This is a genomic window from Micromonospora sp. SD12 (genome assembly GCF_052068495.1).
Classification (GTDB): Bacteria; Actinomycetota; Actinomycetes; order Mycobacteriales; family Micromonosporaceae; genus Micromonospora; species Micromonospora echinofusca.
In genome coordinates, this window is record NZ_JBQHDF010000002.1 from 1 (window position 1) to 21,761 (window position 21,761).

20 protein-coding genes and 2 tRNA genes are annotated in these 21,761 nt (G+C 69.9%); 13 read left to right on the top strand and 9 right to left on the bottom strand.

The features are described 5' to 3' along the window. Positions 1 to 631: 631 nt before the first annotated feature. Together ACTMS2_RS03755 and ACTMS2_RS03760 are read right to left on the bottom strand one after the other, a co-directional pair. Complete coding sequence (locus ACTMS2_RS03755) at positions 632 to 1,642, bottom strand: CU044_5270 family protein (RefSeq protein WP_441174104.1); 1,011 nt, start codon at positions 1,640 to 1,642, stop codon at positions 632 to 634. Continuing rightward, a complete protein-coding gene (locus tag ACTMS2_RS03760) occupies positions 1,642 to 2,199 on the bottom strand; it encodes an RNA polymerase sigma factor (RefSeq protein WP_441174105.1) in 558 nt (185 codons plus the stop codon). The genes ACTMS2_RS03755 and ACTMS2_RS03760 overlap by 1 nt, the downstream gene beginning before the upstream one ends. A 479-nt stretch (positions 2,200 to 2,678) precedes the next feature. On the opposite strand from ACTMS2_RS03760, the gene ACTMS2_RS03765 reads away from it, so the two are divergent. Further along, positions 2,679 to 4,055, top strand: coding sequence for a helix-turn-helix domain-containing protein (locus ACTMS2_RS03765; RefSeq protein ID WP_441174106.1), 1,377 nt, complete (start codon positions 2,679 to 2,681; stop codon positions 4,053 to 4,055). Here ACTMS2_RS03765 and ACTMS2_RS03770 read toward each other — a convergent pair. Continuing rightward, positions 4,052 to 4,615: an NUDIX hydrolase gene (locus ACTMS2_RS03770; RefSeq protein ID WP_441174107.1), complete on the bottom strand. Its 564-nt coding sequence runs from the start codon at positions 4,613 to 4,615 to the stop codon at positions 4,052 to 4,054. The two genes, ACTMS2_RS03765 and ACTMS2_RS03770, sit on opposite strands and share 4 nt — an antisense overlap. A gap of 563 nt (positions 4,616 to 5,178) precedes the next feature. Here ACTMS2_RS03770 and ACTMS2_RS03775 point away from each other — a divergent pair. Genes ACTMS2_RS03775 through ACTMS2_RS03815 form a run of 9 tightly spaced genes read left to right on the top strand, consistent with a single transcriptional unit; the run spans position 5,179 to position 13,459 of the window. Continuing rightward, positions 5,179 to 6,150: an NAD-dependent epimerase/dehydratase family protein gene (locus tag ACTMS2_RS03775; RefSeq protein ID WP_441174108.1), complete on the top strand. Its 972-nt coding sequence runs from the start codon at positions 5,179 to 5,181 to the stop codon at positions 6,148 to 6,150. Positions 6,151 to 6,166: 16 nt separating this feature from the next. Then, entirely contained in the window at positions 6,167 to 7,120 is a 954-nt protein-coding gene (locus ACTMS2_RS03780) for a thymidylate synthase (protein WP_441174109.1), read from the top strand. Further along, a complete protein-coding gene (locus tag ACTMS2_RS03785) occupies positions 7,117 to 8,826 on the top strand; it encodes a carbamoyltransferase family protein (protein ID WP_441174111.1) in 1,710 nt (569 codons plus the stop codon). The genes ACTMS2_RS03780 and ACTMS2_RS03785 overlap by 4 nt, the downstream gene beginning before the upstream one ends. After that, positions 8,823 to 9,857 carry a hypothetical protein gene (locus ACTMS2_RS03790; RefSeq protein ID WP_441174112.1) on the top strand — a complete coding sequence of 345 codons (1,035 nt, stop codon included), beginning with the start codon at positions 8,823 to 8,825 and terminating at the stop codon, positions 9,855 to 9,857. Before ACTMS2_RS03785 ends, ACTMS2_RS03790 begins: the two co-directional genes overlap by 4 nt. Before the next feature lie 51 nt (positions 9,858 to 9,908). Continuing rightward, a complete protein-coding gene (locus tag ACTMS2_RS03795; protein ID WP_441174114.1) occupies positions 9,909 to 10,430 on the top strand; it encodes a topology modulation protein in 522 nt (173 codons plus the stop codon). Positions 10,431 to 10,454: 24 nt separating this feature from the next. After that, positions 10,455 to 11,270, top strand: a complete 816-nt coding sequence (locus ACTMS2_RS03800) for a class I SAM-dependent methyltransferase (protein ID WP_441174115.1) — start codon at positions 10,455 to 10,457, stop codon at positions 11,268 to 11,270. Then, a complete protein-coding gene (locus ACTMS2_RS03805) occupies positions 11,267 to 12,010 on the top strand; it encodes a phosphotransferase (RefSeq protein ID WP_441174116.1) in 744 nt (247 codons plus the stop codon). Before ACTMS2_RS03800 ends, ACTMS2_RS03805 begins: the two co-directional genes overlap by 4 nt. Positions 12,011 to 12,024: 14 nt before the next feature. Further along, positions 12,025 to 12,678, top strand: coding sequence for a histidine phosphatase family protein (locus tag ACTMS2_RS03810; RefSeq protein WP_441174117.1), 654 nt, complete (start codon positions 12,025 to 12,027; stop codon positions 12,676 to 12,678). Next, a complete protein-coding gene (locus tag ACTMS2_RS03815; RefSeq protein ID WP_441174118.1) occupies positions 12,671 to 13,459 on the top strand; it encodes an aminoglycoside phosphotransferase family protein in 789 nt (262 codons plus the stop codon). Before ACTMS2_RS03810 ends, ACTMS2_RS03815 begins: the two co-directional genes overlap by 8 nt. A gap of 18 nt (positions 13,460 to 13,477) precedes the next feature. Here the strand turns inward: ACTMS2_RS03815 and ACTMS2_RS03820 are convergent, their stop codons facing one another. After that, a complete protein-coding gene (locus ACTMS2_RS03820; RefSeq protein ID WP_441174119.1) occupies positions 13,478 to 14,110 on the bottom strand; it encodes a hypothetical protein in 633 nt (210 codons plus the stop codon). A gap of 274 nt (positions 14,111 to 14,384) precedes the next feature. After that, positions 14,385 to 14,460: transfer RNA gene (locus ACTMS2_RS03825), tRNA-Lys, on the bottom strand. A 187-nt stretch (positions 14,461 to 14,647) separates the two neighbouring features. Here ACTMS2_RS03825 and ACTMS2_RS03830 point away from each other — a divergent pair. Both ACTMS2_RS03830 and ACTMS2_RS03835 read left to right on the top strand, forming a co-directional pair. Beyond that, entirely contained in the window at positions 14,648 to 15,922 is a 1,275-nt protein-coding gene (locus ACTMS2_RS03830) for an Ig-like domain-containing protein (protein ID WP_441174121.1), read from the top strand. Positions 15,923 to 16,199: 277 nt separating this feature from the next. Then, a complete protein-coding gene (locus ACTMS2_RS03835) occupies positions 16,200 to 17,495 on the top strand; it encodes an Ig-like domain-containing protein (protein WP_441174122.1) in 1,296 nt (431 codons plus the stop codon). A gap of 51 nt (positions 17,496 to 17,546) precedes the next feature. On the opposite strand, the gene ACTMS2_RS03840 is transcribed toward ACTMS2_RS03835, so the two are convergent. Together ACTMS2_RS03840 and orn are read right to left on the bottom strand one after the other, a co-directional pair. Beyond that, a tRNA-His gene (locus ACTMS2_RS03840) sits at positions 17,547 to 17,619 on the bottom strand. A gap of 112 nt (positions 17,620 to 17,731) precedes the next feature. Further along, the gene (orn, locus tag ACTMS2_RS03845) at positions 17,732 to 18,322 is read right to left on the bottom strand and encodes an oligoribonuclease (RefSeq protein WP_441174123.1); all 591 of its coding nucleotides are present in this window, start codon (positions 18,320 to 18,322) and stop codon (positions 17,732 to 17,734) included. Positions 18,323 to 18,398: 76 nt separating this feature from the next. Between orn and ACTMS2_RS03850 the strand changes: the two genes are divergently transcribed. Further along, positions 18,399 to 19,667, top strand: a complete 1,269-nt coding sequence (locus ACTMS2_RS03850; RefSeq protein WP_441174124.1) for a glycosyltransferase 87 family protein — start codon at positions 18,399 to 18,401, stop codon at positions 19,665 to 19,667. 116 nt (positions 19,668 to 19,783) lie between these two features. Here ACTMS2_RS03850 and ACTMS2_RS03855 read toward each other — a convergent pair whose 3' ends face one another. Together ACTMS2_RS03855 and ACTMS2_RS03860 are read right to left on the bottom strand one after the other, a co-directional pair. Next, complete coding sequence (locus tag ACTMS2_RS03855; protein ID WP_441174125.1) at positions 19,784 to 20,887, bottom strand: hypothetical protein; 1,104 nt, start codon at positions 20,885 to 20,887, stop codon at positions 19,784 to 19,786. A 139-nt stretch (positions 20,888 to 21,026) separates the two neighbouring features. Then, positions 21,027 to 21,755 (bottom strand): YcnI family copper-binding membrane protein, encoded by a 729-nt coding sequence (locus tag ACTMS2_RS03860; RefSeq protein ID WP_441174126.1) that lies wholly within the window; start codon positions 21,753 to 21,755, stop codon positions 21,027 to 21,029. Between the last annotated feature and the right edge of the window lie 6 nt (positions 21,756 to 21,761).

Here is a 21,761-nt window from a genome sequence, read left to right on the forward strand (position 1 = left end):
GGTGCTGCCACGGACGACTTCCTCCCCACGGCCATCAGACCATGATCAAGAAGCTCCATGAAAGCGGGGGTGGCTCAACCTGCTGCGCGAGGTACGACAGGATCCGCCACCGCCGCGGGGACAACCGCCGCGTGGCACCCTGGTCTCCCATCCCTCGATGATCCCTCCGCGTACCGGCGGTCCGACATCCTGTTTCCCACAGCCGTAACGGAGAGTGGTCGATGTTTCGGCCGGGAGATCGGTAAGCCGGGACCGCCGTGATGGGAGACAGCGCTCGCCGTGGGCCGTTGGGCGAGGCGTCGACGGACCGTGCGAGCACCCCACATACCCAAACCGTGGTTTCGGGGCTGATTTTGGAGATCACTGTTCAGTGAATCAGCCGAAGAGCCGAGGACAGAAAACGCGGTACGGTCAAATCAGACCGCCAATAGTTGATCTCTACGGTCGGCGCCGCACTGCGGCGCTGATCTTTCAAGGCGCGCGACAAGCCCGTCCCGACTCGGCGGTGATGCGCCACGCATCGACACGATGGTTACTTGAAGTAACAACGTGCGCGGCCTGTCCGGCCACAGCTCTGGCCCGAGATTGCGGCGGGGCCGCTCCCGGAAGGAGCGGCCCCGGAGTTCGGCGTTCAACCCGTTCGATCAGTCCAGGCGGCATCGAGGATCACCTGGTACGCGCTGATCCGCACGGGCGACAGCGTCAGTCGCTCGTGGGCGAGCAGCTCACCCGTCTTCGGGTCGAAGATCAGGAGAGACTGCGCGTCGTGTTCGCGGTCGTCGAAGGTGACGGCGACCCCGTCCCGACCGGCGCGATCCGTCACCTGCCCCCGCCAGCGGAAGCCGGGCACGTCGGCGAGGACCCGCAGGATCTCCGCTCGGGCCGCACGCGGTACGACGAACTGCGCGTAGAGAGTGCTGACTTCCTTGCTCGCGGCGCCCGGCCCGTACTCGACCTTGAGCAGTTCGCGCAGCCGCGACGGGTCGGCCGACGGTGGCGTGAGCTCCACGGGCGGCAGCGGGATCATGGCCGGAGCCGCCGTGGCGCCAACTGCGGGACGCGGGTCCAGGTTGCGTTGCCAGTAGTCGCGGGACTCCTGGTCGGGGTACTGCGGCTCCAACTGTTTGTTGCTCTGGCTGCCGGTCCCGTCGGCGGCCTGCCAGACCTTCGTCTCGCCGGCGAAGGCGACCCGGTGACGGCCGTCGGCGGAGGTCATCACCGGATCGCCCCACACCTTCGTGTGGTGGTACATGTAGCGCCCGCCGACGCGGTCGTACTCCGCGTCCTTGATCTTGCCCGCCAGCGCGCGCAGTTGCGGGCCAGCGTCTGGTGGGTCCGTATCGAACTGGTATGAGACCGGCACGAGCACCGATCCCGCTGTGCTCCCGGGCCCGCCCGGAACGTGCGGTGAGGGCCTGTCGAACGGCTGGAGAACGGCCACGGCACCGACCGCGACCGCCAGCGTCCCCGCCGTCAGAACCAGCCGGCGGGTCGGGCGTACGCGACGACGCCCGGCAACCGTCTCGGTGGTGTCGGCGCGGTCGATCAGCTCGTGTGCCGAGACCAGCGGCGGCGCGACGGCGGCGGTCCGGGCCGGGTCGACCGGGCCGAGGAGGGTACGGGTGCGCTCTGCTCCGAACATCACAGTTCCTCTCGCGTGGTCGTCGCCAACACGGGGCGGCGCCGGGACTGAGCGGGCTGGTCCGACATCGCTTCGGCGAGGCGGCGGCGGGCGCGGTGCAGGCGCACTGCCGCGGTCGCCCGAGTGCAGCCAAGGACCTGGGCCGCCTCGGACACCGTCAACTCCTCCCAGCCGATCAGCCGGAGAATTTCCTGATCGAGGTCGCTGAGGATGGCCAGCGCGGCCCGGACGTCGGCGACCCCGAGGGTGGTGTCGGCACCCGACGAGCTGGCGACCCGTGCCAGGTCGGCACCAGTGATGGGCAGGACATCGGGGGCGCCGCGCCGCGACCGCCAGTGGTTCGCAAGGAGCCGCCGGGCCACCCCGTACAGCCAGGGCAGGCTGCGGTCCGGCACCTCGTTACGACGACGCCAGGCGACGACGAAGACCTCCTGGGCGAGCTCCGCCGACGCGTCGGAGTCCGCGAGTCGGCGCAGGCCATACCTCACCACGTTCGCGTACTCGGCGACGTAGAGGCCGGTGAACCAGCCCTCGTCCCTCTTCTTCGGTGGACCCACCCGAACCCCCATTGCCTCGGCGACTCTCACCCTGGCTTGTGTCACGACAAGCCCAACGCTTACCGGCGAGCTTCTCCCAGCCGATCCCGGCGAACCCAACGAATCCGCCATGGGACGGCGCCTCATGTCGTGTTCGACGGCGGGGTCCTGACGGCGGACCAGATCGCGACGCTACGACTGTGCCCGGACGAACTGGATCGGTTCGAGTTCGTCGAACCGGAGCGCTTGGGCGACGTATTGATCCCACGGATGGCTCGGCGGGTTGCCGCAGCCATCGCCGCTATCGGACGTGGTGGTGTCTACCTTGAGGATCGAGTCGCGTTCTCAAGCAGGTAGCCGGTCGCATTGAGCCGTAGACACGGCGGCAACCGACACGTTTCGTGGTCCCGTCGTCGCGCTCAAACGGGTACCGTCAATCCACATCGTCACCCCGACCAGATGGCGATCAGGCAACACGATCTCCTCTAAGGAGCGTGCCCATGACGCGACAGGTCGTCGCCGTTGACCCGGCCTTCGGGCCGCGTTTGAAGGAGCTGCGCGAGCGGCGGGGACTGTCGCTTCGCCGGCTCGGCCAGCAGGTCCACTGTTCGCACGGGTACCTGTGGGACCTCGAGGCCGGCAGCAAACGGCCGAGCCTGTCCGTTGCGGCCCTGCTCGACGCCGCGTTGGGTGCAGACGGGCAGCTGTCCGCCCTTGTCCGGGCGGTGTCAGCCGACAGCGGCGGACGGACCACGTTGCCTGCGAAGCCGGTCGACATGCCGGTGGCCGGTCTAGAGTTCGCCGCAGATTGGCGCCACGGTGTGGCGGTCGCGGCGAAGCTCTGGCGGGAAGACATGCAACGGCGAGATCTCCTGGTAGGTGCGGGTTTCAGTGCGGCGGTGTTTCTCACTCCAGCGCTGCGGTGGCTGACCGTGCGGCTCGACGAGCGGCCCGCTGGGGACGGCGAGCGTCTCGTGGGCGCACCAGACGTCGAAACGGTCCGGCAGATTACAAACGTCTACCGGGCGCTGGACAACCAGTACGGCGGCGCCCACGTCCGTGACGGCCTGGTCCGGTTCCTCAACTCCGAGGTGGCGGCGATGCTGCAGGGCCGGTACGACGCCCGCACCGGCGCCGCGCTGTTCTCTGCTGCGGCGGAGGCCACCCAGCTCGCCGGCTGGACGTCGTACGACATCGGCTTGCACGGTTTGGCGCAGCGGTACCTGGTCCAGGCGTTGCGGCTGGCCGCGGCGGCCGGCGACCAGCCGCTGGGGGCGGAGATCCTTGCGGCGATGAGCCATCAGGCGGCCTATCTTGGCGCCTCGGTGGAAGCGATCGACCTGGCCCGTGCTGCCGGGCGTACCGCCGCCGAGGCCGGGGTGGGCGCCATCCAGGCCGAGTCCGCTGTTCTGGAGGCCCAGGGCCATGCCGTCGGTGGTGACGAGGCGGCGTGCGCGGAGGCGCTTGACCGGGCCGAACGGGCTTTCGACCGCGCGGACCGCACCAGTGCCCCGCAGTGGATCGGCTACTTCGACGAGTCCTACCTGGCGGCGAAGTTCGGGCACTGCTTCTCCGCGCTCGGTCGCGGTGAGCTGGCGGCGCGGTTCGCGGTGCGGTCGCTGCAGATGGACGGCCGCAGGTATGCGCGGGGGCGGCAGTTCAACCTCGCCCTGTTGGCTGTCGCCCATGCCCAGTCGGGGGAGCTGGAGCAGGCCAGTTCGGTGGGAATGCAGGCCGTCGAGGCGGCTGAGGGACTGGGGTCGGTCCGGTCGCGTGACTACCTCGCGGCCCTCGCGGATCGGCTCGCGCCGCACGTCGGACTGCCTGCGGTGCGGGAGTTTACTGATCGGGCTCGACTGGTGCTCCAGGCTGTCTAGACCCGCCCGGTGGCCTTGGCCAACAGGACCGCGAGTAGGCCGGCAACGGAACCCGCGCCGACTATCTCTCCCGCTTGGATCCGCTGCTCCACCTCGGCGAGCGGGATCCAGCTGAGCCGCTCGGTTTCGTTGATGTCGGGGGCCGCGCCGGTGAAGTCGGCGCCCCGGGCCAGGAAGACGAGGTTCTGCTGGTCGATGGTGCCGACCATGGGCTGGAAACCGAGGAGCGGTTCCATCGTTCGCGGTCGCCAGCCGGTCTCCTCCTCGACCTCTCGGGCCGCGCATGCTGCCGGGTCCTCGTCTGGGTCGAGGTAGCCGCCGGGGAGTTCCCAGACCCACCGGTCGATGACGAACCGGTGTCTCCACATCATGAGGACGCGCTCGGCGTCATCGAGGACGATGACCATCGCGGCTGGCGGTACCCGCAGGACGTACTGCTCGAACCGGACGCCGTCGGGCAGTTCGACGTCTGCGATTCCGAGGACTGCCCGCCTGGTGTCGTCAACGACCCGTTCGCCGTGGATGGTCCACTCACTGGCCCGCCGCGCCTCGGTACTCATGCCCGAACCCTATCGGGGTGTCAGCTGCGTACTCGCCCCGCGGCTCCGTGTCCGCTGACGCCGGCTGACGGGCAAGGACTTCAACCTGGCTGCCGACGACGGCCAATCTGTCCATCGAGGGATGCGACAGTCCGCGCCGCGATGACCGGGCCGTCGGGTCCCGGGCGACGGCGGCGGCCATCACTGTCGGCTGGAGCGAGCTCGCACGACGTGCTGGCCGCCGCCGCACCCACCAATCGATGACCTTTGGGGGACCTATGGCAACGTATCTGCGAGGTGAACGGGTTGAAGGCGGACAGTCGCCCCTACCCGCTCACAGGGGCGGGCCCGGGCAGCATTCCTTCAGGACCGACAGCAACAGCGGGCTTCCCTCCCGCCGATTCCCGGGCGTCATCTGTCTGGTGGCGAACCTCCACGCGCGCCACCGACACCTCACGTCCGGCGGCGTCGCGCCGGATGGCGACCGCGACCGGACGAGCGCGGGTCCTTTCCACCGAGCCTCCCCTGCTCACCTACGCGTGGCAACGCGCGCTCGGGCAACCATCTCTCACCGACGGGCACCGATGATGACCCGGGTGGTGGTGACCGGTGCGGCCGGGTTCATCGGCTCGCACCTGGTCGACGCGCTGTTGTCCCGGGGCGTGGAGGTGGTCGGCTTGGATCGCCGCCGGCTGGGCGAGCATGCGATCGCCGACGAGAACCTGGCGACGGCGGTCGGAAGCCCACTGTTCACGCCGCTGTGCCGGGACTTGTCCGTTGACCAACTCGACGACGCGGTGGACGGCTGCGACACCGTTTTCCACCTGGCAGCCCGGCCGGGTGTCCGCTCGTCGTGGGGCGCGGACTTCGTCGACTACGCCCAAGCCAACGTGCTCGGCACCCACCGGCTCCTCGACGCCTGCGCTCGCTCGGGCGTACGGCGGTTGGTCTACGCCTCGTCGTCCAGCGTCTACGGCCCGGCGGACCGGCCCAGCCGCGAGGCCGACCCGACGTGCCCGGTCTCGCCGTACGGGGTGAGCAAGCTCGCCGCCGAGCAGCTCTGCCTGGCCTACGCCCGCCGCCCCGACAGCCAGCTCAGCGTCGTGGCGTTGCGTTACTTCACGGTGTACGGGCCACGGCAGCGGCCGGACATGGCGATCGGCCGGCTGTTGTTCGCCGCCTATACCGGTTTGCCGGTCACGCTCTTCGGCGATGGCAGCCAGCGGCGGGAGTTCACCTACATCAGCGACGTCGTCGCCGCGACGGTCGCCGCCGCCCACGTCGACGCCAGCTGGGCGGTGGTCAACGTCGGTGGCGGGGCGAGCGTCTCCATGCGGGGCGTGATCCAGGAGGCGTCGACGGTCACCGGCCGGCACATCCACGTCCAGGCGGCGAACGCCCAACCCGGAGACGTTCCAGCGACCTCAGCGGACCTGACCCTCGCGGGCCGACTGCTCGGCTATTGGCCGACTGTCGGACTGCACGAGGGCCTGGCCCGCCAGTCCGCGTGGCTGGTCAGCCTCTCCCATGACCGGCTCGCCACCTTCACCTCCTGACTGCGAAGGAACCCTCATGATCGTTCTCACTGCGGATTCCGCGAGCGAGTTGTTCGCTGCGGCCTGCCAGGCGGTCCTTCTCAACGGCAAACTGGTCGCTCCGCGCGACCTGACGACCACCGAGGTCGTCGGCGCACATCTGTGCCTGACGAACCCGCGTCGCCGGTTGGTTGCCGTTGCGCCCATTCGGGTGATCAATCCGGCGTTCGCGGTCGCGGAGGCGCTGTGGATTCTGTCTGGCTCGGACGATCCATGGATCTTCGACTTCAACGACAACCTGCGCCGATACGCCGACGACGGCGTGCTGCAGGGCGCGTACGGGCCCCGGATTCGCCGCTGGGATGGCAGCGTCGACCAGCTCGACACGGTCGTGCGGAAGCTGACGGTCGACCGGCAGTCGCGGCAGGCGGTCGTCCAGATCTTCGACCCGGCCCGTGATCACCGAGGCTACCGGGACGTGCCGTGCACCCTCGGATACCGGTTCTTCATCCGGCAGGGCCGGCTCGTCATGCACACCAGCATGCGCAGCCAAGACCTGTGGCTCGGCTTCCCGTACGACATCTTCGCCACCACGCTGCTGCACGAATTGATGGCCGGCTGGCTCGGCGTCGAGGTCGGCGAGTACCACCATCACGTCGACTCGCTGCACCTGTACGCCGAGCACGCGCCGGCCGCTGCCGAATGCCTCCACCACGAGCCGATCGTCACCGAGATGGAACCGATCGCCGTGACCTGGCCCAGCCTGGACGCCGTCCTCGCGCAGATCATCGGTAGCGAAGGCAACATGTCCGACGGCACCCCGTGGGACACGTTCGGACAAGTGCTTACCAGCTACCGGAAATGGAAGCTCGGCGAGCGGGACCTGGCGCGCAAGTTCGCCCACGACACACCGGGGCCGCTCGGCGCTTCCCTTGTCGCCTGGTATCAGCACCTCACCCGGCCGGCCCTCGTATCGCCGGAGCTGGCATGACTGCGGATGTGGTGCTTGGGCTGTGCGCGTACACGCATGACTCGGCGGCGGCGCTGCTGGTCGACGGCCACCTGATCGGCTTCGTCGAGGAGGAACGGCTAGACGGGGTCAAGCACAGCAAGGCCTACCCGGCACACGGTGTCGCCTGGCTGCTCGACGAGGCCGGCCTGACACCGTCGGACGTGACCACGGTCGCGTACAACTTCGACGGGCGCCGCTACCTACGCGCGCTGGGTCAACTGCCGACCCATCTGCGACAGGCTGCCAGCCGCGCCCGAGCCGTACCACGGGCCCGCAGCTTCACCACGGTCCACCGCCGCTACCAGGCCCGGATGCGAGACCTGGCCGAGCGTTTCCCACGCGCACACCTCCAGCCAGTGCCGCACCATCGCGCGCATGCCCTGTACGCCTTCGCCGCCGCCGGTGTGGACGACGCGGCGGTCCTGATCGTCGATAGCCTCGGCGAGTTGCAGACCACCACCACCTGGCACGCCCGTCAACGCAACTCGCGGCTCAGCCTCGACCTGGCACACGCGATCGACGACCCCGCCTCCCTTGGCTACGCCTACGGTGCGGTCACCGAACACCTCGGCTGGCGCCGCGGCGACGAGGAAGGCACCGTGATGGCGCTGGCCGCCCTCGGCGACCCCGCCCGGTTCCGAGAGCTGATGTCCCGGGCGATCCGGCTCACCACCGACGGGTTCACCCTCGACCCAGCGCTGATCGCCCTGCGGGTGCTCGCCAGCCGCTACGGCCGGGTCACGCGCGCGTTCACCGTCGCAACGTGCCCGCCCCGCACGCCGACGGCACCGGTAGAGCCTGTGCATGCCGACCTGGCCACTGCGCTGCAGGAACGCACCGAGCAGGTGATGCTGCATCTCGCCGCGCAGGCCCGCCGGCTGACCGGCTCGGGGCTGCTCTGCCTGGGTGGTGGAGTTGCGATGAACTGCGTCAGCGCCGGCCTCATCGCCCAGGCCGGCATCGTTGACGAGGTGCATGTACCGCCCGCCCCCGGCGATGCGGGCACCGCGATCGGCGCCGCCGCCCACGCCTGGCTCGACGTAACCAGCCGTCCACCCACCGGCCTCCGCCATCACTGCTACCTCGGCCCCGCCTATCCCGACCTGGCACTACCGGCAGCACCGCGCGCGGGACTGCACGCGAGCCGACCCGCCGAACCTGTCCAACATCTGGCCCGGCAGTTAGCCGACGGGGCGATCGTGGGGTTGTTCACCGGCGCGCTGGAGGCCGGCCCACGGGCACTGGGGCACCGGTCGATCCTCGCCTCTCCCCTGGAGGCCGGTGTGGTCGAGCGGCTCAACGCCACCGTCAAGTTCCGTGAACCGTTTCGACCTTTCGCCCCTGTCGTACTCGCCGACAAGGCCACCGACTACTTCCGGCTACGCCAACCGTCGCCGTACATGTCGCTCGCGGCTCCCGTGACCGAGCTGACCCGCAACAAGCTACCCGCGATCGTGCACGTCAACGGCACCGCCCGGGTTCAGACCGTCACGCGCGAGCAGCACCCCTTCCTCGCCGACGTTCTCACCCGCTTCGGCGAGCTCACCGGCCACCCCGTGCTGATCAACACCTCGCTGAACATCAAGGGCAAGCCGATCTGCGGCGCACCAGAGATGGCCTTGGACTGCCTCACCGAGTCCGGCCTGAACGCGCTGCTCATCGAAGGCTGGTGGGTGACCAAGTGAGAATTGGCTACAGCTTCTGGGGGTTCCTCGGCCCTGGCATCACCGACACCCCGGACGGGGGCCGCAGCCACCGCCGGACCTTGGTCGACGGGCTACGTGCAGCCGGCCACGACATCGTCTTCCTTCAACCAAACCGGGACCTGTGCGAGGCCGGCGACGATCTCACCGGCCACTACCGCTGGGACGTAGGCCTGCCCGACCTCGACGCGCTGTTCCTCGAATGGCGCTGGCCCATTCCCGGTCGTAGCACCACCATCTGCGGGCGACCCGGCCACACCTGCGACCTGCATCGGCAGGTCGAGCTGCTTGACCACTACACCTACCGGGTCGGCACCCCGACGCTCCTGTGGGACAAGGACCGCCGGCTTCCCGCAACGGACCCCCTCCGCCGTGCCCGCAACATCATGGTCTGTGAGCCCGCTCTGCACCCGACTCCGGGCGCAGTACCGCTGCTTTTCCCGGTCGCCGACACGGCTATCGACGCCGCTGACCCGGCTGCGCTGGCGGCCCTGCCCCGCCGCACCCCGCTGGTCTACGTCGGCAACCAGTACGACCGTGACCACGTGTTCGACACCTACTTCGCGCCGGCAGCCGCCCAACTGCCTCACCTGATCGCGGGCAAGTGGGCCGACACCAGACGCTGGCCGGATCTGAACTTCATCGGCCGCGTTCCGTTCCCCAGGGTGTCCGCGATCTACGCCGACGCGCTCGCCACTGTCCTGCTGCTGCCCGCCCGGTACGCCGAAGCAGGGCAGATGACCCAACGAATCTTCGAGGCCGTCCTTGCTGGCTGCGTGCCCCTGCTGCCTCGTGACGTCCGCGGCGCCGATGCCCTTGTTCCCTCGTCGCTGATCGTCCGCGACGCCACGGACGTGCGGCATCGCATCGGCTGGCTCAGCGAGATCGCCGGCACCGGTGACCACGCCAGCCTGATCGCGGGGTGTCTACGGCGCCTCGACCCGTTTCGGCTCTCGACCCAGCTTAAGGTTCTCACCTACCTGCTACATCACCCGGAGTCGGTGCCGTCATGACCCACCGTGTCACCACCGGACGAGCGCACTACACCTCTACGCTGGAGCACCATGGACAGGATCGCCATCATCGGCTGCGGCGGCAGCGGCAAGTCCACCGTCGCACGCCAGCTGGCCCGGATCCTCGACGCGCCGTTGACGCACCTCGACGCGACCTACTACGACGAGCACTGGAACCCCTTACCGCAGGACGAGTTCGCCGCCCAGCAGGAGAAACTCGTCGCTGGCGAACGATGGATCATCGAGGGCAACTATGCCGGCACCCTGCCGATCCGGCTCGCCGCCGCCGACACCGTGATCTTCCTCGACATACCGGCCCGGACCTGCCTATGGGGCATCGTCCAGCGCCGCTGGCGCTACCGGGGCGGGCAACACCAACAGGACGGCGTCTACGACCGCATCACCTGGAACTTCGTCCGCTACATCCTCGGCTACCGGCGCACCATGCGCCCGCGAGTCCTGAACTTACTCCGCGAGCACGGGCCCCACGTCCGCTTGATCACCCTCACCAGCCGTCACCAGGCCACTCAACTGATCAAACGCGTCCACGACGAGCACCAGCCCGAGACCTGACGGCAGCGGAACGGGAGGCGCCGGATGTCGGCCAACCCGTTCCTTGACCCCACGCTGGTCCACGGCGACCTCTACCGGGGCAACGGCCGGCTTGCCGACCGCACCCACGCGCTGCATCGCGCCAAGATCAGCGGAAGCGACGTCGCCGACACGATCACCGACCTACTCGCCACCCGGGTCCCACCCGGGGCGGCCGTGCTCGACATCGGTTGCGGGCGCGGCACCACAACCCTGCGCTTGGCCGACCGGCTCCGTCCCCGGCAGCTCGTCGCCGTGGACGCCTCGACCGCACTGCTTGACACCACCCGCGACCGCCTCGGCCACGCCAGCGCGCGAGGCTTCATGATCTGCGCCGACTTCCACCACCTACCCCTACCCGACAAAGTGGCTGACGCCGCAGTCGCCGCCTTCTGCCTGTACCACTCGCCGACGCCGGCCGGGGCCATCGCCGAAATCGCCCGCTGCCTACGCCCCGGCGGTACAGCCGTCCTGGTCACCAAGTCGCTGGACAGCTACGCCGAACTCGACCATCTGGTCCACGCCGCAGGCCTCGACCCGCACGCCATCAGCCGACCGAGCCTCTACGAGAGCTTCCACAGCGGCAACCTGCACACCATCGCCGCCACCAACCTGACCGTCCTCGACGTCCAGCACGAGGAACACATCTTCCACTTCGCGGACGCCACGCACCTCGCCCGCTACCTCACCACCACACCCAAATTCCGGATCACCCTGACCGGCGGGATCCCCGCCCTCGCAGCGGCCCTGCAGCAGCGGCTGGCCCCACCGCCCTACACGACCCGATCCACCGTCAGCTACGCCGTGGCCGTGCAGCCATGAGTGGCGGCCCCTTCGTCAAGCGGTACGACGACCCGGAACGCTGCACCGCCGCCGCCGCTCACCACGCCTGGCTGGCCGGCCTGGGCTCCGGCGTACGCCTACCTGCGCTGGTCGCGCGGGGCCGCCGGCATCTGATCTTCGAGCGGCTTTCGGGGCACACACCGAAAGTGGATGATCTTCCGTGGGCCGCCGCAGCACTCGGCCGGCTCCACGCTGCCGCGCACCGAAATGAACTTCGGACCGCCCGTCTTGATCAACCCCACATCACCTCGACCGGACTCGTGATCCCCGACTTCGCCAGCCCGCGTCAGGCGGCGCTACACCACGCCGCAGCCGCGGCGGGCATCCACGGATCGGTCATCAACGCCGTACTCGACAGAGCCGGGGAGTCCGTGACGTTCTTCAAGGACCCGAACATCCGGAACTATCTTGCGAACGGCAACGAGATCGCCGTCGTCGACTTCGACGACCTGACACTCGCGCCCTTCGGCTACGACCTGGCTGGCCTCCTGGTCACCGCATCCATGACCTACGGCCGCCTCGCTGACCAATCGATCACTCGCTGTCTGCGCGCCTACCGCGTCGCTGTCGCGCCTCAGATCTGCAGCTCGGCCGACTTGAAACGGTACGCCGAGCTGCACCACCTGCTGACTCTGCGATATTTCGGCCGCAACGGATACCGGCACCCCTGGCCCACCGTCCGGCCTTGGCCGGACCCGTTCCTCACCGAACCGACCTGAGGAGGAACCCCCGAATGGCCCCGACAACCGAACTTGTCATTGCTCGCCACGGCGAAGCCGCCTGCAACGTCGCCGGAATCGTCGGCGGTGAACACGGCTGCACCGGCCTCACGGACCTCGGCCGGCACCAGGCGGAACAACTCGCCGCCCGGCTGGCCGCCGAGCACGCCCACCGACCATATGCCGCCTTCTACGCCACACCCCGACTCCGCGTAGCCCAGACCGCCGAGATCATCACCCGAGCCCTGCGCTTGCCCGCCACCATCGACCCGGACCTCCGCGGCCCTGACCACGGCGACGCCGACGGCCGACCCTGGGCAGACGTCAAGACTTCTTTCCAAGGGCCGCCCCAGCACAACCCTGACCGCCAGTACGCCCCCGACTCGGAAACCTGGAACGAATACCTCGATCGAGCCACCGCAGCACTACAGAAGATCCTCGGCCGCCACGACGGTGAGCGCATCATCCTCGCCGCTCACGGCGAAACCGTCGAAGCGGCGCACACCCTACTCCTCGGCCTCCCCCGGAACGCCTGCCTGCGGCTCGGCTTTGTCACCGACCATGCCTCCGTCGCCCAGTGGCAGCGGCCAACCAACCGCTTCGGCCGCACCATCTGGCAGCTCGTCACCCACAACGACACCCGACACCTTCGACCCCGCCGTGACTGACCTCAACGTTCACCTCGCGCTCTGCCAACGTCTCCTCGACACCGACGCCAAGCCCGTGAGCTGGCACCCCGGCCACGGCGGCACTCGCGCCCTACGCGCCTCGACGACCGCGCAGGGTGAGGTGATCGTCAAAATCCACCGCAGGCCCGCACGCCACGTCCAGGAAGTCCACGCTTACCGCACCTGGGTCCCCGCCCTCGGAGACGGGGCACCCCGACTGCTCGCAACGACCGATGACCCACCGGCCATCGTCATCACCGCCGTAACGGGCGTCCCACTCAGCCAGCGGCAGCTCGACCCCGCGGCCGAGCAAAACGCGTACCGGCAGGCAGGACAGCTACTCAGGACGTTGCACGCCGCCGGACCTTCCCGCTTCGAACCGGACTGGACGGCCTGGCTCGCCGAACGCGCCGAGTACTGGATCCACCATGCCGGAGATCGAATCACGCCCAGCTACCGAGCTGAGGTACGCGCTCACATGCGAGCCCTGCAGGACCTTGCACCCCTACCAGCCGTCCCGTGCCATCTCGACTTCATGCCCCGCAACCTGATTCATGGTGACGACGGCATCGTCCGGCTCATCGACTTCGAGCACAGCCGTTACGACCTGGCCGCGCGCGATCTCGTACGCCTCGCCACTCGCATGTGGCCCTGCCACCCTTCTCTCAGCAGGAGCTTTCTCGATGAATACGGCCAGCTCGACAGAGTCGACCAAGAGGTCCTGGGACACTGTGCCCGCCTCGATGCCCTGACGATGTTGTGCAGTACAACCCTCAGATGACGTCACGAGCGGCGAACGTCACGAGTGGCGAGATCCGATGAGCGCAAGCTCGGTGATCTTGGTTGCCATCGGGAAGCCCTCGTACAGAGGACCCCGCCCATGGTCCTCGATGAGCTGGGACAGCTCCGCGACCAGCTCGGCTTGAAGCGCAGCGGGCGTGGCCTCCCAGGTGGTTTTGATCAAATTAAAGTACGCCTCAAAGGTGCGAGAACCACCGACCGCCGCGTTGTCGAAGACTGGGAAAATCCGGGGAAGCAGGAAGTGGCAGAACTTCGACGGAAACACCGCGGACCCCGACTTCGTCGGCTTGATCCGCGCGGCCACCTCGGGGAACGTCCGCACTTGATCCCAGGTCACGCCGGTGATGTCCAGGTCCTTTATCGGCGCGCACGCTTGATGCCAGGTCCGGGTCAGGTCGTCCCGATGTTCGTGCAACCGATCGGTCACGTCGGCTTGGGAGAGCGGCCGCAACGCCTTCCACGCGGTCAACCGGGGCAGGAAGCCCGCCCACCAGTTGTCCCGGAAATCTCCATCCGGGTTCTGGGCGGCCAGTACCTCGTAGTCGCTGTTGTGGAAGTCGTTCGGCCAATTCGTCTTCGTCTGCCACCACCGGACACCGGCTGCGAACTTCTTCTTGTCGATCGACAACACGCGCGCATCCTACGTTCGGACCGCATGCATCGATACCAGACGAACGACGATTCCTGCCCACCCCACAACGCCCGCTGCCCTCAGCGGCGCTCCACGGCGAGCTCTCGTCAGGTGCACCGCGCGGCAGTCACCAACGTTCACGAGCACCGCCCCGTGTCCCGGCGAACAGCAACCGGTCCAACGGCTCCCGAGCACCCACGGAGCACCATCGAAGGCCGGGAATAAAGAAGTGGCCCCGACCCGGTGCAAATCACCAGGTCAGGGCCACTATTGCTGGTGCGCCGCCAGGGACTCGAACCCCGAACCCGCGGATTAAGAGTCCGCTGCTCTGCCAGTTGAGCTAGCGGCGCTCGTTGGCAACGGGGAGAAGATTAGCACGCCTCCCGAGCGGGGTTCCAATCCGATCCCCGGGTCCCCCCTTCGGCCGAGCTTAACGGGCATCCACGGACAAAACCTCCCGCCGGACGATGACAGGGGGCGGACAACGGGCGAGCATGCGGCACGATGTGCGCCAGGTACGCGAGAACAGAGGTGGGGATGGGCATGTTCGCGCGGGCCGGGGCGATGGTGGGCGCCCTCGGCCTGGTGGCGTCGCTGGCTCTGACGGGCTGCGGCACGGAGCAGAAGAAGAACGCGCAGTTCGTCGGCGGCACGCCGGCCACGTCCGCTGCGCCGGATGCGTCGGGCACGCCGGCGGAGCCGGGCACCCCGGCCGCGCCGAGCGGGCCGCCGCTGACGGTGAGCCCGGCCGACGGGGGGAAGAACAGGCCGGTCAGTTCCGAGATCAGCGCCGAGGTGCCCGGCGGCGGCAAGGTGTCCAGCGTCACGCTGACCGCCGCCAACGGCAGCCGGGTCGAGGGGCGCCTGCGCGCCGACGGCTCCTCCTGGGTGCCGTCGAAGCCGCTTAGGTTCGGCACCCGTTACACGGCCACGGTCACCGCGACCGGCTCCGACGGAGTGACCAGCCAGGGCACGAGCACCTTCACGACGATGGCGAAGCCCAGGTCGGTGATCAGCTCCGGTCTCTACCTCTTCGACGACAAGACCTACGGCGTGGCGATGCCGGTGGTCACCGAGTTCCACCCGGGGATCCCCAAGAAGGACCGGGCGGCAGTGCAGAGGCGCATGTTCGTGCAGACCGACCCGCCGCAGCCGGGCGCCTGGCACTGGGTGGAGAACGGCACCCAGGCCTACTACCGCGCCCCGGAGTACTGGAAGCCCGGGACCACGCTCACCGTCCGGATCGCGCTGGCCGGCATCCCGCTCAGCAACGGCCGCTACGGCAACGTCGACCGTACGGCGACCGCCAAGATCGGCCAGGCCTTCGAGATGAAGGTGGACAACGCCACCAAGAAGATGACCGTCTACGAGAACGGCCAGGTGGTGCGCACCCTGCCGGTGAGCCTGGGCAAGAAGAAGACCCCCTCCTCCAGCGGCACGATGGTCGTGATGGAGAAGAAGGAGTCCACGGTCTTCGACACCCGCGACGATCCGGACCCGGCGAACCGCTACGTCACCGAGATCGACTTCGCCCAGCGACTGACCTGGGGCGGCGAGTACATCCACGCCGCGCCCTGGTCGGAGCACGTGCAGGGCCGGCAGAACGTCTCGCACGGCTGCGTCAACGTCTCCACGGCGAACGCCCGCTGGCTGTTCGGCAAGACCAAGGTGGGCGACCCGATCACCATCAAGGGCACCGAGCGCACGCTGGCGCCGGGCAACGGCTGGACGGCGTGGAGCCTGACCTGGTCCGAGTTCGTCAAGGGCAGCGCCGTGCCGGTACCCGAGGCCGGCGAGGGGTCGCCCTTCTGAGGCACGCCCCAACGGCGATCCGGCGACCGGCCCGCGCCAGCGGGCCGGTCGCCGTCTTCGTGGGCCCGCTCCGGGTCGGCGGCGCCGCGCGAGCCGCGCGCGGGCCGGCCGCGGTGGGCGTACGCCGGAAACGAGATCCTCTCGGGAAATCCCCGGATCTTATCAACATCCGGACATCTCGTACGGCGTGTTTCGGTTCACCTTGCGGAACGGGTACCTGTCCCCGTGCGTCAGTGAGGGACGATGGGCAACCGGGGACCACAACTGTGAGGGAATCATGCGAGCTGTCCACAACCAGCTGATCCGGCGCGGCGACGACCGGCGGGACGGCCGACGTCGCGGGTTCGCGGCGGCGGTGCTCGCCGTGACGCTCGCGCTGGCCTCGGGCTGCACCGACGGTGGCGGGGGCAAGCCCGCAGGCTGGCAGAACGGCGCCGACCAGCCCGCCGCGCCGAAGGCGGCCGCCGCCATCGTCGAGCCCAGGGCCGACGCGAAGGACGTGCCCGCGTCGACCGGCATCACCTTCACCGCCACCGAGGCCGAGGAGACCAGCGTCGAGCTGAAGGACTCCGCCGGCGCGGCCGTCGAGGGCGAGCTGGCGGCCGACGGGAAGAGCTGGCTGCCCGCCGGCGCGCTGAAGTACGGCGAGACGTACACCGCGACGGTGACCGCGACCGGCGACGACGGCAAGCCGGCCACGGCGACCAGCACCTTCACCACCATGGCGAAGCCCGGCAAGCAGGTGCGGATCAGCAGCTTCCTCGGCGACGACCAGGTCGTCGGCATCGGCATGCCGCTGATCGTCAAGTTCAGCCGGGCCATCCCGGAGGACTACCGCGACGACGTGCAGAGCCGGATGACGGTCACCTCCTCGCCGGCGCAGGAGGGCATCTGGCACTGGGTCAGCCCGACCGAGATCCGCTACCGCCCGAAGGAGTTCTGGCGGGCCGACAGCGAGGTCACCTACCGGGTCCAGGCCGGCGGCCTGCCGCTGGGCGACGGCTGGTACGGCCGGGCGGACCTCAGCGTCGGCATCAAGATCGGCCCGGCGGTGGTCATGACAGTGGACAACAAGACCAAGCGGATGACGGTCACGAAGAACGGCTCTGTGATCAAGACCATCCCGGTCAGCCTCGGCAAGAAGAGCACCCCCTCCTCCAGCGGCACGATGGTGGTCATCGAGAAGCTGCGCAAGACGGTCTTCGACACCTTCGAGGAGCTGGGCCCCGAGGAGGGCTACCGCACCAAGATCGACTATGCCCAGCGACTGACCTGGGGCGGCGAGTTCATCCACGCCGCGCCGTGGTCCGAGGGGCAGCAGGGCCGGGTCAACGTCTCGCACGGCTGCGTCAACGTCTCGATGGCCAACGGCGCCTGGCTGTTCGCCAACACCCGCGTCGGCGACCCCATCACCGTCAAGGGCACCGAGCGCAGGCTCCAGAACGGCAACGGCTGGACCGACTGGAACATGAGCTGGGAGCAGTACGTCAAGGGCAGCGCCCTGCCGTACGAGCCGCAGAGCGACGTCGCCCCGGGGGAGAGCGGCGAGCCCACGGTCACCCCGACCAGCTGAGCCCGGAACGCCGAAGGCCCCCTCCGCGAGGAGGGGGCCTTCGATTCACCGGGTGACTGATGGGAATTGAACCCACGACAACCGGGACCACAACCCGGTGCTCTGCCAACTGAGCTACAGCCACCATGCCGTTCACACCCGATGGAACCGCGCCCGGTCGATCGCCCCGGGCGGGGTGCGGACCAATAATAGCCCCACCCCCGCCCGCCGCGTCCAGCGGGTTCCGCCGGGCCGGTTCAGAGCTCGGCGGCGATCGCCTTGGCGGTCTCCACGTCCGGCCCGGGCAGCGGCACGAAGACGGTCCGCCGGTAGTACTCGAGCTCCCGGATGCTCTCCCGGATGTCGGCCAGGGCCCGGTGCGCGAGCCCCTTCTGCGGCTGGCCGAAGTACACCCGGGGGTACCAGCGGCGGCACAGCTCCTTGATCGACGAGACGTCGATCATCCGGTAGTGCAGGTGCGCGTCGAGGCGCGGCATGTCCCGGGTGATGAAGCCCCGGTCGGTGGCGATCGAGTTGCCGCACAGCGGGGCGGTACGCGGGTCCTTCACATGGCTGGCGACGTAGTCCAGGACCATGTCCTCAGCCTCGGCGAGGCTCACCGTCGAACGCCGGACCTCCTCGGTCAGCCCCGACTTGGCGTGCATCGTCGCCACGATCTCCGGCATCGCCTCCAGCGCCGCCTCGTCGGCGTGGATCACCACGTCGACGCCGTCCCCGAGCACGTTGAGGTCGGGATCGGTGACGAGCGCGGCGACCTCGATCAGTTTGTCCCTGCCGAGGTCCAACCCGGTCATCTCACAGTCGATCCAGACGAGAAGATCAGCCACCGGGACAGCCTACGCGCAGCCCACCCGGCCGCGCGCCCGCGCACCGGGGCGCGAGGTGACCGCTAGGGTTTCCCCCGTGCCAGCCGAACCCGCCGCACCGCCCGCCGTCACCGACGACGATCCCGGTGGCCGTACGGTCCGTCGGCTCGTCGCCGTCCTGGCGCTGGTCGCCGTGCTGCCGGCGCTCTACCTGCCCGGCCTGGTGCACGACTTCTTCGACCTGAAGATCTACATGCGGGCGATGGACTGGTGGTCGGCCGGGAACCCGCTCTACGACTACGCGCAGCCCGACCGGGTCCAGGGCGAGCTCTACTTCACCTATCCGCCGTTCAGCGCGCTGCTGCTACGCCCGTTCGCGCTGCTGCCGCTGGGCGCCACCGTGGCGATCTTCACGGTCCTCACCGGGTTGGCGGTGGTGGTCACCACCCGGTGGCTGCTCGCGCCGGTGATCGCCCGACACGGCCTGCCCCATGTGTTCAGCCTCACCGTGGCGGTCCTGCTCGTGCTGGCCGTCGAGAGCACCCGCGAGACGATCACGTTCGGTCAGATCAACATGCTGCTGGTCGTGCTGATCCTGGCGGACCTGCTCTTCGCCGTACCCCGGGCGAGCCGGTGGGCCGGCGTGGGCGTCGGCCTCGCGACGGCGCTCAAGCTCTTCCCGGGCATCTTCATCGTCTACCTGCTGGTCACCCGCCGGTGGCGGGCGGCGCTGGTGGCGAGCGTGACGGCCGCCACGGCGACCCTGCTCGCCGCGGCGGTCGCGCCGCGCGACTCCTGGCGGTTCTGGACGCACGAGCTGTGGGCGACCGACCGGGTCGGCCGCACGGACTACACCGGCAACCAGTCGCTGTTCGGCCTGCTCAGCCGCATCACCGCGCCCGAGAAGCCCAACCAGCTCATCTGGCTGCTGCTGGTCGCGGTCGTCGCCGCGTACGGGCTGTGGCGCGCCGCGCGGGCCGCCCGCGCGGGGGACGCGCTCACCGGCCTCGCCCTCACCGGGCTGGTCGGCGCGCTGGTCAGCCCCATCACCTGGACCCACCACATCTACTGGTTCATCCCGGCCGTCGTGGTGCTGGTGGACGCGGCGCTGGGCGCCGAACCCGCGACCGGCGAGGGCATCCGCCGGCGGCGTGGGCTGGCCGCGCTCGCCGTCGGCACCTCCGCCCTCATCGTGTACGGGGTGGTGACCTTCCACGACTGGGGAGTCGCCCCGGTGCGCACGGACTCGCCGGGCGAGTTCCTGGTGCGCAACACGTACGTGCTGCTGAGCCTGCTGCTGCTGGTGGCCCTGCCGGTGCGACGCGAGTGCGGGAAGTCACCTCATTTGGACAGTCTTCCCAAATAGCGTCCTTCATCGCTAATCTGGTCGCAACTACCTCAGGCGTCTCTCGGGTAGCACCGATCCCCCGGTGAGGACGGCCCTCCGCGTCGGCAGCGCGGAGGGCCGTCCGCCGTCGTGGCTCAGCGCCCGTCGTCCGGTGGCCGCCGGTCGGGGTCGAGGGTGGCGGTGTCGCCGGAGGCGGCAGGCGCGACGGCGGCGTCGGGGGTCTCGGGGACGGCAGGGGCGGCGGGGCGGAGGCGGGCCTCCGCGGCGACGGGGTCGGCCGCCTCCTCGGGGGCGACGGGCGGCCAGGCCAGCGTGAGGTTCACCTCGGGCGGCCGGAGCGCCGGATCGCCCCCGGCGAGGTCCGCGAGCGTCGCGGGCCGACGGGCGGGCACCGGCCCGATCGCCGGTCGGGCCCCCGGCGCGGCGGCGCCGACCGAGGCGAGCTGACGCCCGGCGAGGCGGGACCGGTCGCTGTCCCGGGTCGGCTGCGCGCCGAGGCCGCTGAGCGAGGTCACCCCGAGGCGGCCGGCGAGCACCGGCACCTGGTCGGGCTCGACCACGAAGACCACCTCGCGGGGGCGCACCGGGCGCAGCAGGAGCAGGGCCAGCACCACGGTCAGCACCCCGCCGGCCAGCAGCCCGGCGGTCACCGGGGCGGTCCAGCCGGCCCGCAGCCCCGCGCGCAGTTCCAGGGTCAGGTCGGCGCGCCCGTCGGGGCGCATCACCACCAGGCTCAGCCCCCGGTCGGCCAGCTCCGCCGGGGTCCACTCCAGCCCGCCGATCCCCTCGCGTACCCAGAAGGGCTGCCCGATCGGCGCGGGAGCGGCCGACGGAGCGGAACCGGCGGACGGCGCGGGACCGGCGGGCTCCAGCCGGACCGGCAGCGGCCCCCGGGCCAGCGCCACCCGGCGCACCTCGGCGTGCGCGTACGGGTCGAGCCAGCGCCGTACCTCGTCGGTGGGGGCCAACCCGACGAAGGCCGGGCCGTCGGGCGTCCGGGCGTCCAGCCGGAGCCGGGCCTGCCCGGCGCGGGCGAACGGCGCCTCGGCCCGCAACAGCTCGTCGACGTCCCGGACGACCACCGCGTGGCCCGGGGTCTGCACGGTCTCGAACCGGGCGCTGAAGGCACCGCCGGGGTCGGTCTGCCGGGCGAGCAGCGCGAGCGCCCCACCGGTGAGCAGCCCCGTGATCCCGACCGTCAGCAGCAGCATGGCGGCGAGCACCCGCACGAACCGCATTCGCCTCGTCCCCCTCCGTAGCCGGATACCCGGCCGACCTTACCGACGAGGGGCGACTGATCAGCGGATATCCACGGCACGGGCCCGGAAAGCAGCCGGCCCGCCGGTGCTCCGACGGGCCGGCAGCGGTGCGGGTGGGTCACTCCCGCGACGTCGGCGCCCGCCGCGTACGCGAGAAGGCGAGCCCGCCGAGCAGCAGGCCGCCCACGCCGGCGACCAGGCCCGCGACCGCGAGCCCGGTGGCCACTCCGTCGCTCTCGGCGTCGTCATCGTCGTCGGCCTGCGGCGCGGCGGCGCCGGTGGGGGCGGCCGACGGCGAGGCCGCCGTCAGGGTGAGCACGGGGGCGGGGGTCTCCGGCTCCTCGCCGCCGGGGAGCGGCTCCTCGATCCACCGCTGCACGTTGCCGTCGGAGTAGGTCTGCAACGTCTTGAAGACCATCGTCTCGACCTGCGGCAGCGGACCCATCGAGACCGGGAACTCCTGGAACTGGCCGGGCTTGACCCCCGCGTTCCCGGCCGCCGTCCAGGTGATCTTGGAGACGACCTCGCTGAGCTGGCTGCCGTGCACCTCGACCGGCGGGTCCACCTTGCGCTTCTCCACCGCCACCGTCCAGCCGGGCACCGGCATGGTCGACACGGAGCCGACGGGCGCGTTCTCCGGCAGCACCACCTCCAGCTTCCTGGTGGAGGCCGTGTCGCTCTCGTTCGGCACCCGGAAGGCGAACCGGCCGTAGCCGCCCTGCGCGGCCTCCTGCGGGTCGACCGTGACGTGGGCCGAGGCGGGCGCCGCGAAGCCGAGGACGGCGGTGGCGACGGCGCCGAGCGCCAGGGCGGCGGCGGCGCTTGCGGTACGCCGGAGACGGATCATGGTGCG